General features: G+C 69.2%; 14 protein-coding genes and 1 riboswitch. Of the genes, 7 read left to right on the top strand and 7 right to left on the bottom strand.

Annotation, left to right across the window (positions count from 1 at the left end; translation table 11 throughout):
• Window positions 1-10 precede the first annotated feature (10 nt).
• From ASC55_RS05720 to ASC55_RS05690, 7 genes are read left to right on the top strand one after another with little or no spacing between them, the layout of a single operon-like run.
• Window positions 11-952, top strand: a complete 942-nt coding sequence (locus ASC55_RS05720; RefSeq protein WP_017828764.1) for a glycine betaine ABC transporter substrate-binding protein — start codon at window positions 11-13, stop codon at window positions 950-952.
• Window positions 952-1,476 (top strand): formaldehyde-activating enzyme, encoded by a 525-nt coding sequence (gene fae / locus ASC55_RS05715; RefSeq protein WP_017828763.1) that lies wholly within the window; start codon window positions 952-954, stop codon window positions 1,474-1,476. The genes ASC55_RS05720 and fae overlap by 1 nt, the downstream gene beginning before the upstream one ends.
• Window positions 1,477-1,481: 5 nt before the next feature.
• Window positions 1,482-2,423, top strand: a complete 942-nt coding sequence (locus ASC55_RS05710; protein WP_055873517.1) for an NAD(P)-dependent oxidoreductase — start codon at window positions 1,482-1,484, stop codon at window positions 2,421-2,423.
• Window positions 2,420-3,892: an NAD-dependent succinate-semialdehyde dehydrogenase gene (locus tag ASC55_RS05705; protein WP_055873514.1), complete on the top strand. Its 1,473-nt coding sequence runs from the start codon at window positions 2,420-2,422 to the stop codon at window positions 3,890-3,892. Before ASC55_RS05710 ends, ASC55_RS05705 begins: the two co-directional genes overlap by 4 nt.
• A 29-nt stretch (window positions 3,893-3,921) precedes the next feature.
• On the top strand, window positions 3,922-4,698 hold the full coding sequence (locus ASC55_RS05700) for an SDR family oxidoreductase (RefSeq protein ID WP_017828760.1): 777 nt from the start codon (window positions 3,922-3,924) through the stop codon (window positions 4,696-4,698).
• Window positions 4,699-4,749: 51 nt separating this feature from the next.
• Window positions 4,750-6,234 (top strand): FAD-binding oxidoreductase, encoded by a 1,485-nt coding sequence (locus tag ASC55_RS05695; protein WP_055873506.1) that lies wholly within the window; start codon window positions 4,750-4,752, stop codon window positions 6,232-6,234.
• Complete coding sequence (locus ASC55_RS05690; protein WP_055873503.1) at window positions 6,231-7,637, top strand: FGGY-family carbohydrate kinase; 1,407 nt, start codon at window positions 6,231-6,233, stop codon at window positions 7,635-7,637. The genes ASC55_RS05695 and ASC55_RS05690 overlap by 4 nt, the downstream gene beginning before the upstream one ends.
• Window positions 7,638-7,643: 6 nt before the next feature.
• On the opposite strand, the gene ASC55_RS05685 is transcribed toward ASC55_RS05690, so the two are convergent.
• The 7 genes from ASC55_RS05685 to ASC55_RS05655 form a co-directional block, all read right to left on the bottom strand.
• Window positions 7,644-7,997 carry a hypothetical protein gene (locus ASC55_RS05685; protein WP_017828757.1) on the bottom strand — a complete coding sequence of 118 codons (354 nt, stop codon included), beginning with the start codon at window positions 7,995-7,997 and terminating at the stop codon, window positions 7,644-7,646.
• 53 nt (window positions 7,998-8,050) lie between these two features.
• Complete coding sequence (gene ribH / locus ASC55_RS05680) at window positions 8,051-8,524, bottom strand: 6,7-dimethyl-8-ribityllumazine synthase (RefSeq protein ID WP_055864713.1); 474 nt, start codon at window positions 8,522-8,524, stop codon at window positions 8,051-8,053.
• Entirely contained in the window at window positions 8,521-9,789 is a 1,269-nt protein-coding gene (locus ASC55_RS05675) for a bifunctional 3,4-dihydroxy-2-butanone-4-phosphate synthase/GTP cyclohydrolase II (RefSeq protein ID WP_055864707.1), read from the bottom strand. Before ASC55_RS05675 ends, ribH begins: the two co-directional genes overlap by 4 nt.
• The gene (locus tag ASC55_RS05670) at window positions 9,786-10,415 is read right to left on the bottom strand and encodes a riboflavin synthase (protein ID WP_055864704.1); all 630 of its coding nucleotides are present in this window, start codon (window positions 10,413-10,415) and stop codon (window positions 9,786-9,788) included. The genes ASC55_RS05675 and ASC55_RS05670 overlap by 4 nt, the downstream gene beginning before the upstream one ends.
• Window positions 10,415-11,458 carry a bifunctional diaminohydroxyphosphoribosylaminopyrimidine deaminase/5-amino-6-(5-phosphoribosylamino)uracil reductase RibD gene (gene ribD / locus ASC55_RS05665; protein ID WP_055873500.1) on the bottom strand — a complete coding sequence of 348 codons (1,044 nt, stop codon included), beginning with the start codon at window positions 11,456-11,458 and terminating at the stop codon, window positions 10,415-10,417. Before ribD ends, ASC55_RS05670 begins: the two co-directional genes overlap by 1 nt.
• A 63-nt stretch (window positions 11,459-11,521) precedes the next feature.
• A riboswitch (FMN riboswitch) is annotated at window positions 11,522-11,666 on the bottom strand.
• A 77-nt stretch (window positions 11,667-11,743) separates the two neighbouring features.
• On the bottom strand, window positions 11,744-12,607 hold the full coding sequence (locus ASC55_RS05660; RefSeq protein ID WP_055873497.1) for an Fpg/Nei family DNA glycosylase: 864 nt from the start codon (window positions 12,605-12,607) through the stop codon (window positions 11,744-11,746).
• Window positions 12,608-12,688: 81 nt separating this feature from the next.
• Window positions 12,689-13,252, bottom strand: coding sequence for a GNAT family N-acetyltransferase (locus ASC55_RS05655; RefSeq protein ID WP_055864695.1), 564 nt, complete (start codon window positions 13,250-13,252; stop codon window positions 12,689-12,691).
• Window positions 13,253-13,266: the final 14 nt, after the last annotated feature.

Here is a 13,266-nt window from a genome sequence, read left to right as displayed (position 1 = left end):
GGAACCTGCAATGACATCGCGCACCCTCGCAACGGCAACACTGGCGGCACTCGCCGCCGGAGCACTCCTCCTCACCGGCTGTACCGCCGGCGGCGCGGGCGGCTCCGGCGCCAAGGGCGACGAGCTGGAAGGTCTCACCGGTGAGATCGGCTCGAAGGACTTCTCCGAGCAGTACATCCTCGCCTACATGACCGCTGAGCTCCTCAACGCCCATGGCGCCGACGTCGAGGCGAACACCAAGCTCGTCGGCTCGGCGAATGTGCGCCAGGCACTCGAGAACGACCAGTTCCTGGGCTACTGGGAGTACACGGGCACGTCGTGGATCACCTACAACGGCAACACGACGCCGGTGCAAGGAGCCGAGGCGCAGTTCGAGGCCGTAAAGGAGGCCGACGCCGAGAGCGGCATCGCGTGGCTCGACCCCGCACCGTTCAACAACACCTACGCGTTCGCCATCCGGCAGAGCGAGGCCGACAAGCTCGGTGTGAAGACGCTCAGCGATGTCGCGAAGCTCCCCAGCGCCGACCAGACGTTCTGCATCGAGAGCGAGTTCTCGACGCGCGACGACGGATGGCCGGGGCTCTCTGCGGCGTACGGATTCGATGCACCCGCCGCCAATGTGACGATGCTCGACACCGGCGTGATCTACACCGCGACCCAGAAGGGCGACGACTGCAACTTCGGCGAGGTGTTCCAGACCGACGGCCGCATCCCCGCTCTCGACCTGGTCGTGATGGAGGACGACAAGGAGTTCTTCCCGAGCTACCAGGGCGGATTCACCCTCAAGCAGAGCACGCTCGACGAGCACCCCGGGATCGCCGACGTCCTCGCCGAGCTCAGCCCGCTGCTCACGACCGAGGTCATGCAGACGCTCAACGCGAAGGTCGATGTCGACGGCGAGGACCCGGAAGACGTCGCGATCGAATGGCTCGAGGACCAGGGACTCATCTGATGACCGCTGCTGTCCAGCTGGGCGAGAGTTTCGTCGGCGACGGCGTCAACGCTGCGCACATCAACACGGTCCTCGGCCACCGTGACGGGCCGGCGGGGACGGCGTGGGCCACAGCCCTCGCCAGCCCCAGTCAGGGTCACGTACCGTTCGTCGCGGTCCTGCGTCCCTCACTCCCGGTCAAGCCGATGACCCTGTTCGTCACGAAGGCCGCCCCGGCGGGCGACGAGCACGGGCTCCTCATCTGGGGTCCCGCGCAGGCCGGGGTCGCCGCGGGCGTCGCGGATGCCGTCGCAGATGGGGTCATCCCGCGGGAAGCCGCCGACACGCACGCGGTGATCGCCGCGGTGTGGGTCAACCCGGCCGCGGACGATGCCGAGACGGTCTACCGCAACAACCGCGAGGCGACCCGCGCGGCGCTCGCGAACGGGGCAGCGTCGTTGCCGGCCCTCGACGAGGTGCTCGCCGCCCGCGATCACCCGACCAATCCCTTCTTCACCCCCCTCTCCACCACGAAGGACACGTAAGCCCCATGAGTTCCCCCACGCCTCCGCTCGCCGAGGCCCTCCCCACCGTCGGGTTCATCGGACTCGGCAACATGGGATCAGGCATGACGAGGAACCTGCAGGCCGCAGGCTTCCCGCTCGTCGTCACGGATCTCCGCCGCGAGTCGGCAGCAGAGCTCATCGCCGGCGGCGCGCGATGGGCGGAGACGCCGCGCGAGGTCGCTGCCACGAGTGATCTCGTCATCACCATGCTGCCGACGCCGAAGCACGTCGCTGCGGTTGCTGCCGGGGCGGATGGCCTCATCGCCGGACTACCCGACGGCGGCACCTGGATCGACATGTCGACGTCGGTTCCCGATGTGCTCGAGGCCGTGCGCATCGAGCAGGCGGGCCGGGGGCTGCATCTGCTCGATGCTCCGGTGAGCGGGATGTCGGTCGGCGCAGCGACCGGCATGCTGCAGATCTTCATCGGGGGAGACGCCGACGACGTGGCCCGTCTGCGCCCGGTGTTCGAGGCGATGGGTGATCCAGAGCGCATCCTCCACGTCGGAGGGAACGGCGCGGGATACGCCGTCAAGCTCATGATCAACCAGCTGTGGTTCTCGCACCTGGTCGCCACCGCCGAGGTGCTCTCGGTCGGCGTCGCCGCCGGGGTGGACCTCGGGGTGCTGCGTGATGCGCTCATCGCCAGTCCGGCGAACAGCACGTTCGTCTCCCGCGACGTGCTCTCGATCCTCGACCACGGCGACTACGACGAGGGCTTCGCGATCGCGCTGGCGTGCAAGGATCTCGGCCTGTCCGTCGACCTGGCGCGCTCGGTCGGGATGCCGGTCGAGCTGTCGTCGCTGGTCGAGCAGATCTTCCGGCGGGCGCGGGCTCAGTACGGTGATCGCGCGGGGGAGATGACGCCGGTGCGACTGTACGAAGAACTCCTCGGCCGCGACCTTCGTCGGGAGGTGGCCGCATGAGCGCCGCACACGAGGCCGAGCTGCTCGCCGCCGTCCCCACGGGCCTGTTCATCGCTGGGCAGTGGCGCGTCGCGCACTCCGGTGCCACGTTCCCTGTCGTCGACCCTGCAACCGGTGAGGTGCTCGCCCACGTGGCGGATGCGTCTCCGGAAGACGGCGCCGCGGCCCTCGATGCGGCCGCGGCCGCTCAGGCATCGTGGGCCGCCACCGCCCCGCGCGAGCGTGGGGAGATCCTGCGGCGGGCGTTCGAGCTGGTGACGGCGCGCGCCGAGGACTTCGCGCTCGTCATGACGCTCGAGATGGGCAAACCGCTCGCCGAGTCCCGTGCGGAGGTGGCGTATGGTGCGGAGTTCCTCCGGTGGTTCTCGGAAGAGGCACCGCGCATCTCGGGGCGCTACGCCACCGCGCCTGACGGCCGCAACCGCCTGCTCGTCGCGAAGCGACCTGTCGGTCCGAGCCTGCTCATCACGCCGTGGAACTTCCCGCTGGCGATGGCGACGCGCAAGATCGCACCCGCGCTCGCCGCGGGCTGCACCTCGGTGCTGAAGCCTGCCGCCCTCACGCCCCTCACCGCCCTCCTGTTCGCGGAGATACTGCGCGAGGCGGGCGTCCCTGATGGCGTCGTCAACGTCATCCCGACCACCCGCGCCGGTGCCGTGACCGGACCGCTCATCACCGACCGCCGGCTGCGCAAGCTCTCCTTCACCGGGTCCACCGAGGTGGGACGTCGCCTAATCGCCGATGCCGCGCACCAGGTGCTCCGGGTGTCCATGGAGCTCGGTGGGAATGCCCCGTTCTTGGTCTTCGAAGACGCCGATCTGGACGCAGCCGTGGAGGGCGCATTGCTCGCCAAGCTCCGCAACGGCGGAGAGGCGTGTGTCGCGGCGAACCGCTTCCATGTGCACGAGAGCATCGCCGAGGAGTTCACAGCTCGGCTGATCGAGCGCATGGCCGGCTACGTCAACGCCCGGGGTACCGAGCCCGCCTCCACTCTCGGTCCTCTCGTCGACGAGTCCACGCGGGAGAAGGTCGCCGAACTCGTCGCCGGTGCCGTCGAAGACGGTGCACGGGTCGCCCTCGGAGGTGTCGTGCCGTCCGGGCGGGGCTACTTCTATCCGGCCACGGTGCTGGTCGATGTGCCGCAGGATGCGCGCATCCTCCGCGAAGAGATCTTCGGGCCGGTCGCCCCCATCACGACGTTCCGCGATGAGGAGGAGGCGGTGCGACTGGCGAACGCCAGCGAGTACGGACTCGTCTGCTTCGCCTACACCCGCGATCTGAACCGCGCGCTGCGTCTCGCGGAGCGCCTGGAGACGGGGATGCTCGGGCTGAACACCGGTCTCGTCTCCAATCCGGCCGCACCGTTCGGTGGCGTGAAGCAGTCCGGGATCGGTCGGGAGGGCGGATTCGAGGGGATCGACGAGTACCTCGAGACGACCTACATCGGCATCTCAGACCCTTTCGCCTGATCCGTCCGCACGTTCTGAAGGAGCCTGCATTGCACATCACTGATTTCTCCCTGGACCACTTCTCCCTGCGGGGTAGGAGAGCGATCGTCACGGGCGGGAACACCGGACTGGGGCAGGCATTCACGCTCGCCCTGGCCAAGGCGGGAGCGGACGTCTCCGTGCCGACACTCTTCGACGACGGCGGTGAGACCGCCGACCTCGTGCATGCGGAAGGCGGCCGGTACGAGCAGCAGATGATCGACATCACCGCGCCCGGAGCGCCCGCCAGGGCCGTGGACGCGTGCGTGGCGGCCCTGGGCGGAGTAGACATCCTCGTCAATTCCGCCGGGATAAGCCGCATCGCGGATGTCACGGAGTTCGGCCGGGAGGAATGGGACCCCATGGTCGCCGTCAACCTCACCGCGGCGTTCGACATGGCCCACGAGGTGGCGAAGCGGATGATCCCGCAGGGTGCGGGCAAGATCATCAACATCGCCTCGCTGTTCTCCTTCCTCGGCGGTCTCGGCTCACCCGCCTATGCCGCGACCAAGCACGGCATCGTCGGACTGACCCGCGCCTATGCGGACGAGCTCGGAGGAAGCGGCATCCAGGTGAACGCGATCGCGCCGGGCTACTTCAAGACCCGCATCACAGAGGAGTCCCGCGCCGACCCCACCGTCAATGGCCGCATCATCGATCACACCCCCGCGGGGAGGTGGGGCGATGTCGCCGACCTGATGGGAGCGACAGTGTTCCTCGCCAGCCCCGCATCCGACTTCGTCAACGGCCACGTGCTGACCGTCGACGGCGGTTATCTCGTGCGCTGATGCGCTGACCCGCTGCACCTCGAATCCACGAACGAACAGGAAATCTCTCCCATGGTTGCTTCACGATCCGCCCTCACCCGCGCGGAGATCGTCGACCGACTCTGCGATCTCATCGGCGATGATCAGGTCGACACCGACGCCCGGGAACTGCGCGAGGCGAGCGTCGATCGCTTCAAGAAGTACACGTCGGTGCACGGGATCTTCGACGGACCGATCCCCGCGGCGATCGCCTACGCCCGCTCCACGGAGGACGTCTCGGCGATCCTCTCCTTCGCAGAGGAGAACCTGATCAACATCGTGCCCCGCACGGGCAGGACCGCGACCGAGGGCGGGCTGGAGACCATCGTCGAGGACACGATCGTGCTCGACGGTTCGCGCATGGACGCGATCCTCGAGATCGACCCGATCGACATGATGGTCACCGCGCAGTGCGGGGTTCCGCTCCAGGTGCTCGAGGACACCCTCCGCGCGCAGGGCCTGACGACAGGACACTCCCCGCAGTCCAAGCCCTTGGCGCAGATGGGCGGACTCGTCGCGACGCGCTCCATCGGCCAGTTCTCCACGCTCTACGGTGGCATCGAGGATATGGTGGTCGGCCTCGAAGCGGTGCTCCCCGGTGGACGGGTCACCCGGATCAAGAACGTGCCCCGTCGTGCCGCAGGTCCCGACATCCGGCACATCGTGATCGGCAACGAAGGCGCACTCTGCGTGATCACCGAAGTGACGGTGAAGGTGTTCCGGTACCAGCCCGAGAACAACCGCTTCCTCGGATATCTGGTCGACTCGCTGCCCGCGGGCGTCGCGGGACTGCGCGAGATCATCGTCGCGGGGTATCACCCCTCGGTCGCCAGAGCATACTCCGAAGAGGATGCCGCGCAGCACTTCTCGCACTTCGCCGACGGCAAGGCCGTGGTCGTGGTCGTCACGGAGGGGCCGAAGGCGATCGCCGACGCGACCGCTGACGGCGTGGAGGCGATCTTCGCCGGCATCCCGCACGAGAAGGTCGACCCCGCACTCATCGAGAACTGGTTCGACAACCTTAACTGGGGCCAGGACAAGATCGATGCCGAGAAACGGGAGATGCTCGAGAAGTCGCACCTCGGCTACACCACCGAGGTCTCCATCGACTGGTCGGGTGTCGCGGAGCTCTTCGACTCCGTGATGCGGCGCGCGCGGACCGAGTTCCCGCACGCGGCCGACCTCACGATGCTCGGCGCGCACTCCTCCCACAGCTACCAGACCGGGACCAACCTGTACTTCGTGTACGACTACGACATCTCGTGCGAGCCGCGCGAGGAGATCACCGTGTATCACGAGCCGCTCAACGCCATCGTGGTCGAGGAGGCGCTGCGGCTCGGCGGATCCATGGTCCACCACCACGGCATCGGGAAGTACCGCACGCCCTGGACGCTCGAGGAACATGGCAGCGCTTTCGAGCTGCTGCGCGTGCTGAAGGACGGCATCGACCCTCACGGCATCATGAACCACGGCACCATCTATCCGCTGGATGCAGCGGAGACGGCGTCGCCGGCGTGACCGTGACGGCGCGAGGGTACGTCGTCGCCATAGACAACGGCTCCCAGAGCACGAAGGTGCTGATCGTCGACGGCGACGGGGTCGTGCACGCCAGCGCGCGCGTCCCGCTGCGCCCGTACGCGTCGCCTTCGCCCGGCCGCTGGGAACACCCGGACGACGACCTCTGGGACTCGGTGGTCGCCGCTGTGCGTGAGGCCCTCGCGCGCTTCGACGGTGATCACTCGGAGATCCGCGGCGTCGGCTTGTGCACCATCCGCTTCTGCCGTGCCGTGCTGCGCAACGACGGCTCCCTGGCGCAGCCGATCATGAGCTGGATGGACGAACGACTGCCTCACGCGTACGAACGAGAAGTCCAAGATGCGGCGTACGTCACGACCTCGTCGGGGTACATCGGGCATCGGCTCACCGGTGAACGTCGTGATGCCGCCGGAAACTATCAGGGCATGTGGCCGATCGACTCCGAACGGTGGACGTGGAGCGGGGACGCCTCCGAATATGCCCGCACTGGCATGGATCCGCAGATGCTCTTCGAGCTTGTTGCGCCGGGGGAGGCACTGGGACGTGTGACGGCAGCGGCTGCGCACCGGACCGGGCTCCCGGCAGGCATCCCCGTGATCGCCACTTCGAACGACAAGGCTGTGGAGGCGCTCGGGGCAGGCCTTCGGGAAGAGGGCGACGCGCTGCTGTCGCTGGGCACATATGTGGCCACCATGACGGTAGGGGATCGCCCGCTCGGCTCGAATGCGGACGTCTGGACCAACTTCGGAGCGGAGCCGGGCGCCTACCTCTACGAGAGCAACGGTGTGCGACGGGGGATGTGGACCGTCAGCTGGTTCCGTGAACTGATCTCGTCGTCCGGGTGCGGAATGACGGAAGAGGAGCTGAACGTCGGTGCCGCGCAGGTGCCTGTCGGCGCGGGCGGGATCGTCGCGGCGTTGGACTGGCTCGCACCGCCCGACGAACCGTGGCGTCGGGGTGCGCTCGTGGGTTTCGACGGAACGCAGGGCCGGTTCCACATCTACAGGGCGATCCTCGAGGCGCTCGCGATCGAGACGGCAGCCAGTGATGACCGCGCACGCGCAGTTCTCGGGAGGAGGCGGAGAAGTCTGGTGGTCACGGGCGGCGGGAGCAGTTCACCGCTGATGCTGCAGATCCTCGCCGCCGTGTATCGCGTGCCGGTGCGGACCCCGTTGGTGCGAGATGCGGCGGGCATGGGAGCGGCGATCTGCGCCGCGGTCGGTGTCGGCATGCATCGGAGCTGGGAGGGCGCGGTCGACGCGATGGTCCGGGAGGGCGAACGCGTCGACGTCGACCTCGAAATGGCGCGCGGCTACGAGGAGGTCGCGCGGACCTACGCGACGGTGATACCGCGCATCCGTCGGCTGTTCAGCGAGACGGACTGAGTGCGGTCAGCGCCAGATCGCGGCGATCGCGGCATTGGCCGCGGTGAGGATGCCGACCAGCCAGAACACCGCGGACGGGATGGCTGCTCCGCGACGCTGACGAGCCAGGCCGATACCGAGCAGGGCGCCGATGACGAGCAGGATCACGAGCTTGACGCCGACCTTGACGTAGTTGAGCTCGTAGGAGAGCCCCCACGGTGCGGCGAGAGCGAGGCCGGCGACCGCGGCGATCGCCATGCCGATGTTCATCAGCCGGGTGAACTCCCGCTTGCCTCCGAATGCCTGGGCGGCCCAGGCGCCGAAGAGCACGGCGAATCCGATGAGGTGGACGAACAGCACGATGTGGCGGAGGGTCTCCATGCCCTCACCGTACGAGTGCGGCGCCCTTCCGCGCTAGCAAGGGCAGGCTGACCTCAGCCGCGCAGCTCCCGGGTGACCAGGGCCGTTCGCAACGCGGCATCGGCGGCTTCGGCGCCCTTGTCCTCCTTGGAGCCTTCGAGACCGGCGCGGTCGAGACCCTGCTGCTCGTCGTCGAGGGTGAGCACACCGAATCCGACAGGCTTGCCGGCATCGAGGGCGACGCGGGTGAGGCCGTCGGTGGTCGCCGCCGAGACGTACTCGAAGTGCGGAGTGCCTCCGCGGATGATCACGCCGAGCGCGACGACCGCATCCGCTCCGCCGGCGAACGCGGCCTGCGCGGCGATCGCGAGCTCGAATGATCCGGGCACGCGCACCAGTCGGTGCGTGGCCTTCGCCTCATCCAGCACACGCTCCGCGCCGGCGATCAGGCCGTTGGAGATCGTCTCGTGCCAGGTGCCGGCGACGATGACGACGTTCAGTCCCCGTCCGTCGATGTTGCCGGTCTCGGGTGCTCCTGCGCCGCTCATTCGTCGTCCTCTCCGTGGGCGAGCGCCTCTGCGAGTTCCGCTTCGCCGATGATGTGACCCATGCGGTCACGCTTGGTCTCCAGGTACTGATGGTTGTTGGGTCCCACTCCGACGATCAGCGGCACCTGCTCGATCACGTCGAGGCCGAGCTCACGCAGCTGCGCGACCTTGTCGGTGTTGTTCGTCAGCAGACGCACCTTCGACACGCCCAGGTCGGAGAGGATGCCGGCGGCCGCGGCGTAGTCGCGGGCGTCGGCGGGCAGCCCCAGCGCGAGGTTGGCATCGACCGTGTCGAGGCCCTCCTCCTGCAGGCTGTACGCGCGCAGCTTGTTGATGAGGCCGATCCCGCGCCCCTCGTGCCCGCGCATGTAGATCACGATCCCGCCCTCCTTCTCGATCGCGTCGAGCGCGGAGTCGAGCTGGGGGCCGCACTCGCATTTCAGCGAGCCGAACGCCTCGCCGGTCAGGCACTCCGAGTGCACGCGCACCAGCGCGGTCTCACTGAGCTCGCCCGAGACGACCGCGATGTGGTCGGTGCCGGTGACGCGGTCCTTGTAGGCGAGGAAGCGGAAGGTGCCGTGCGTGGTGGGAACCGTGGCGTCGGCACGCAGACTCACCCGGCGGCCCCGGTGCGCGCTCGGGGTCGCTCCGTCCGGGTCGATCTCGTTGAGGTGGGCGATGAGCTGCTCGATGGTGATCACCGGCACGCCGTCACGGGCACCGAGTTCGATCAGCCCGGGAAGGCGCATCATGCTGCCGTCCTCCGCGACGACCTCGGCGATCGCGCCGACGGGTCGGAGTCCGGCGAGCTTCATGAGCTCGACAGCGGCCTCGGTGTGGCCGCTGCGCTCGCGCACGCCGCCGTCGACAGCCCTCAGCGGCAGCACGTGCCCCGGGCGGATGATGCTCGTCGACGTCGATTCCGGGTTCGACAGCACGTTCAGGGTGTGCGCGCGATCGTGGGCGCTGATGCCGGTGGTGACGCCCTGGGCGGCATCGACGCTCACGGTGTACGCGGTCGAGCGGGCGTCTTCGCTGGCGGCCACCATCGGCGGAAGGTTCAGATGGTCGGCGAGGTCGGCCGGCATCGGAGCGCAGATGAATCCCGACGACCAGCGCACCGTCCAGGCCACCCACTCCGGCGTCGCGAGCTCTGCCGACAGGATGACGTCGCCCTCGTTCTCGCGGTTCTCGTCGTCGGCGACGAGAACGGGGCGCCCGGCGCGCAGCGCCTCCAGGGCCTCGGCGATCGTGGAAAGGCTCATCGCGAGCCTCCTTCCGGTGCGGCGCGGAACGCGAGCAGGCGCTCGACGTGCCGGGCGAGGATGTCGGTCTCCAGGTTCACGCGGTCGCCGACGGCGCGGATGCCGAGGGTGGTCGCGGCGAGGGTCTCCGGGATCAGTGAGATCTCGAACCAGGGGGAGGGGTCTGCGGGCGCGCTCACCGCGCTCACGGTCAGCGACGTGCCGTCGACCGAGATCGAACCCTTGTCGACGACGAGCGGGGCGAGGTCGGCGGGCAGGCTGATGCGCAGCACACTCCACTGGGCGCCCGGTCGTACTTCGAGCACGTCGCCGACCCCATCGACGTGGCCCTGCACGATGTGCCCGCCCAGTCGCGCCCCCACCGGCATGGCCTTCTCGATGTTGACGCGGGTGCCGACCGTCGCCGACCCGATCGCGGCGACGTCGAGCGTCTGCTTCATCACGTCGGTGTCGAAGGTGTCCGCGGTCGAGCCGACGACGGTCAGGCACACGCCGGAGACCGCGATCGACTCGCCGTGTACGGCGTCCGCTGCCGCGCGGGGTGCGCGCACGGTCAGGCGCCAGCCGTCGCCCGCGGGCGCGATCGCGGTGATCTCGCCCATCTCCTCGATGATTCCGGTGAACATCAGGCCGCTCCTTCGTTCCGCGGGTGTGCGTCGTGCGCAGGGTGCGCGATCGCAAGCAGGTCGCTCCCGAGGGGGACCCATTCGTCGATGGTCAGGCGGCGTGCCTCGCCGATGGATGCGACACCGATGTCGGTGAGGGCCAGGCGGCCGCCGCCGAGCAGCACCGGCGCGATGTAGACGAGCAGGCGGTCGGCGAGCCCGGCCTGGATAAAGGCGCTGGCGAGCGTCGGACCGCCCTCCACGAACAGGCTCTGCACCCCGCGGGCGTGCAGGTCGGCGACGACCGTGTGCAGATCGTGCGTGTCGAAGAACAGGGGGGAGTGCGGATGCCGGTGCACCGCGGCGTCGGCAGGGGTGGGCCGCGACCCGATGACCACCGGGATCGGCTGGTGCGGCAGCAGGGCGTCGCCGTCGCGGGCGGTGAGGGCCGGATCGTCGGCGAGCACGGTTCCGGTGCCGACCGCGATGGCATCGGCTTCCGCGCGGCGGCGATGCACGTCGGCGCGGGCTGCGGGACCCGTGATCCACTGGCTGGAGCCGTCGTCGGCGGCGGCGCGCCCGTCGAGGCTCTGCGCCCACTTGACGGTGATCTGCGGGCGTCCGAGGCGCTGGGCCGTGAGCCATCCGGCGATCAGGGCGTGCGCGGCATCGGCCTGCTCGCCCGCTTCGACGTCGACACCCGCGGACCGCAGACGCTCCGCACCGCCGCCCGAGACGGCGCCGGGGTCATCGAGTGCGTAGACCACTCGGGCGATCCCCGCTTCGATGAGCGCCACGGCACAGGGCCCCGTGCGGCCGGTGTGGTTGCACGGCTCCAGGGTCACGACGGCGGTGGCGCCGCGGGCTTCGCCGGGGGCGAGCTTCGAGAGCGCGTCGACCTCGGCGTGCGGGGTGCCGGCGCCATGGTGCCAGCCCTCGGCGAGGACCGTGCCGTCGGGGGAGAGGATGACCGCGCCGACCTGCGGGTTCGCCCCGCGCGGCCCTCGGGCGGCGAGGTGGAGCGCGCGATCCATCGCGTTTCGCTCTGCCGCGTTCACTGCCATCCGTCGTCCTCCTCTGAGGCTCCGGGGTCAGACAGGGGTGGCGGAACGGACGCACGGATGCGTCTCGTGCTGCCTCCCTTCCGGACTAGCGAGGTCTCCCTCGCATCACCGTCGGTCCCGGAATTCCACCGGATCGGCATCTCGATCTCTCGAGACGCTCGCGGACTGTCACCGCCGGTTCGGATTCCCACCGACCCCGGAGCACGTTGTTGCTCTGAGTGTACTCAACGCGTCTGCGCAGATTTCATTCCAAGACATGGATCGGTGCCCTCCGATCGCCCGCCGTCACTTGAGCAGTCGGGACAGACGCCGGTCGGCGAGCACCTTGCCGCCGGTCTGGCACGTGGGGCAGTACTCGAGAGAGCGGTCGGCGAAGAACACGCTGCGCACCGTGTCTGCGCACACCGGGCAGGCCTCGCCGCGGCGTGCATGCACCTGCATCCCCCGGCGCTTGGCGTCTTTCAGGTCGGCGGGGGGCTTGCCGGAGGCTGCGGCCACCGCCTCGCCGAGCGTCTCGCGCATGGCGGTGAACAGGCGGTCGATCTCGGCATCGTCGAGCTTTCCGGCGATCGCATACGGCGACATGCGTGCGGCATGCAGGATCTCATCGGAGTAGGCGTTGCCGATGCCGGCGATCACCGCCTGATCGCGCAGCAGCCCCTTGATCTGCATGCGCCGATCCTCGAGCAGTGCCGCGAACGCGTCGCGGGTGAAGGAGGCGTCGAGGGGGTCGGGGCCGAGTCGCGCGATGCCGGGCACGTCGTGCGGATCGCGCACCACGTAGACCGCGAGCGACTTCTTCGTTCCCGCCTCGGTGAGGTCGAAGCCGCTGCCGTCGTCGAGCGCGATGCGCAGGGCGATGGGCGACTTGCCGGGTTTGATGAGCGTCGCCGGGAGCGTCTCGTACCAGCGCAGCCACCCGGCCTTGGCGAGGTGGAACACCAGGTGCAGGTCGTCGCCGCAGGAGAGCACCACGAACTTCCCGAGGCGAGCAGACGCCGTGATCGTGGCCTGCTGCAGCGCGGTGATCGGCGGATCGTAGGTCTTCAGCGCGGCGATCGCCGAGACGGTCGCGCGGGTGATCGTGCGCCCGACGGCGCGTTCGGCGAGAAAGGCGGTCAGGCCCTGGACCTCCGGCATCTCCGGCATGCGTTCATCCTGTCATCGGCCGCCGACACTGTCACCTGGTGACCTGTCGCTCCTCGGGCTCGTACCCGGTGCGCTCGCGCCTCAGAGCACCGGCCAGTCCACCGGCGTGCGGTCGTCGTCCGGCAGCAGAGCGGCCATCCATCCGTCGTCGCGACCGCGGGGGCTCGTGAGCGCCTGCCGCTGGAGGCCCTCGTAGCGGAAGCCGAGAGCGCGGGCGGCGCGGGCCGAGGGGATGTTCCCGACGACGGCCTGCCAACGGATGCGGACGAGCCCGAGCTCGCCGAAGCCCCAGTCGAGCACCGCGCGGGCGGCCTCCGTGAGATACCCCCGGCCCCGGGCGTCGGCCGTCACCCAGTAGCCGAGCTCGGCGGCAGCGCCCGTGAAGTGGTCGGCGATGTTGTGCAGACCGATCATGCCCACGAGCAGGTCGTCGGCGTACATCGCCCAGACGACCTCCGAGCCGTCGGCCCACCACCCCGCGATGAGACGCACGAACTCCTCGGCGTCCTCGCGTGCATACGGGCTCGGCACCGTGGTCCAGCGCCCGATCTCCGGGTCCTGGCAGGCGACGGTGATCGCATCGATGTCGCCCTCCGTCGGGGGGCGCAGGACGAGGCGTTCGGTGGTGAGGGCGACGGAATCCATCCCGACAGCCTATT

It is taken from the genome of Microbacterium sp. Root322, from assembly GCF_001425645.1.
Classification (GTDB): domain Bacteria; phylum Actinomycetota; class Actinomycetes; order Actinomycetales; family Microbacteriaceae; genus Microbacterium; species Microbacterium maritypicum.
The sequence above is the reverse complement of the archived record's forward strand: the minus strand, read 5'-3'. Positions and strand labels throughout refer to the sequence as shown.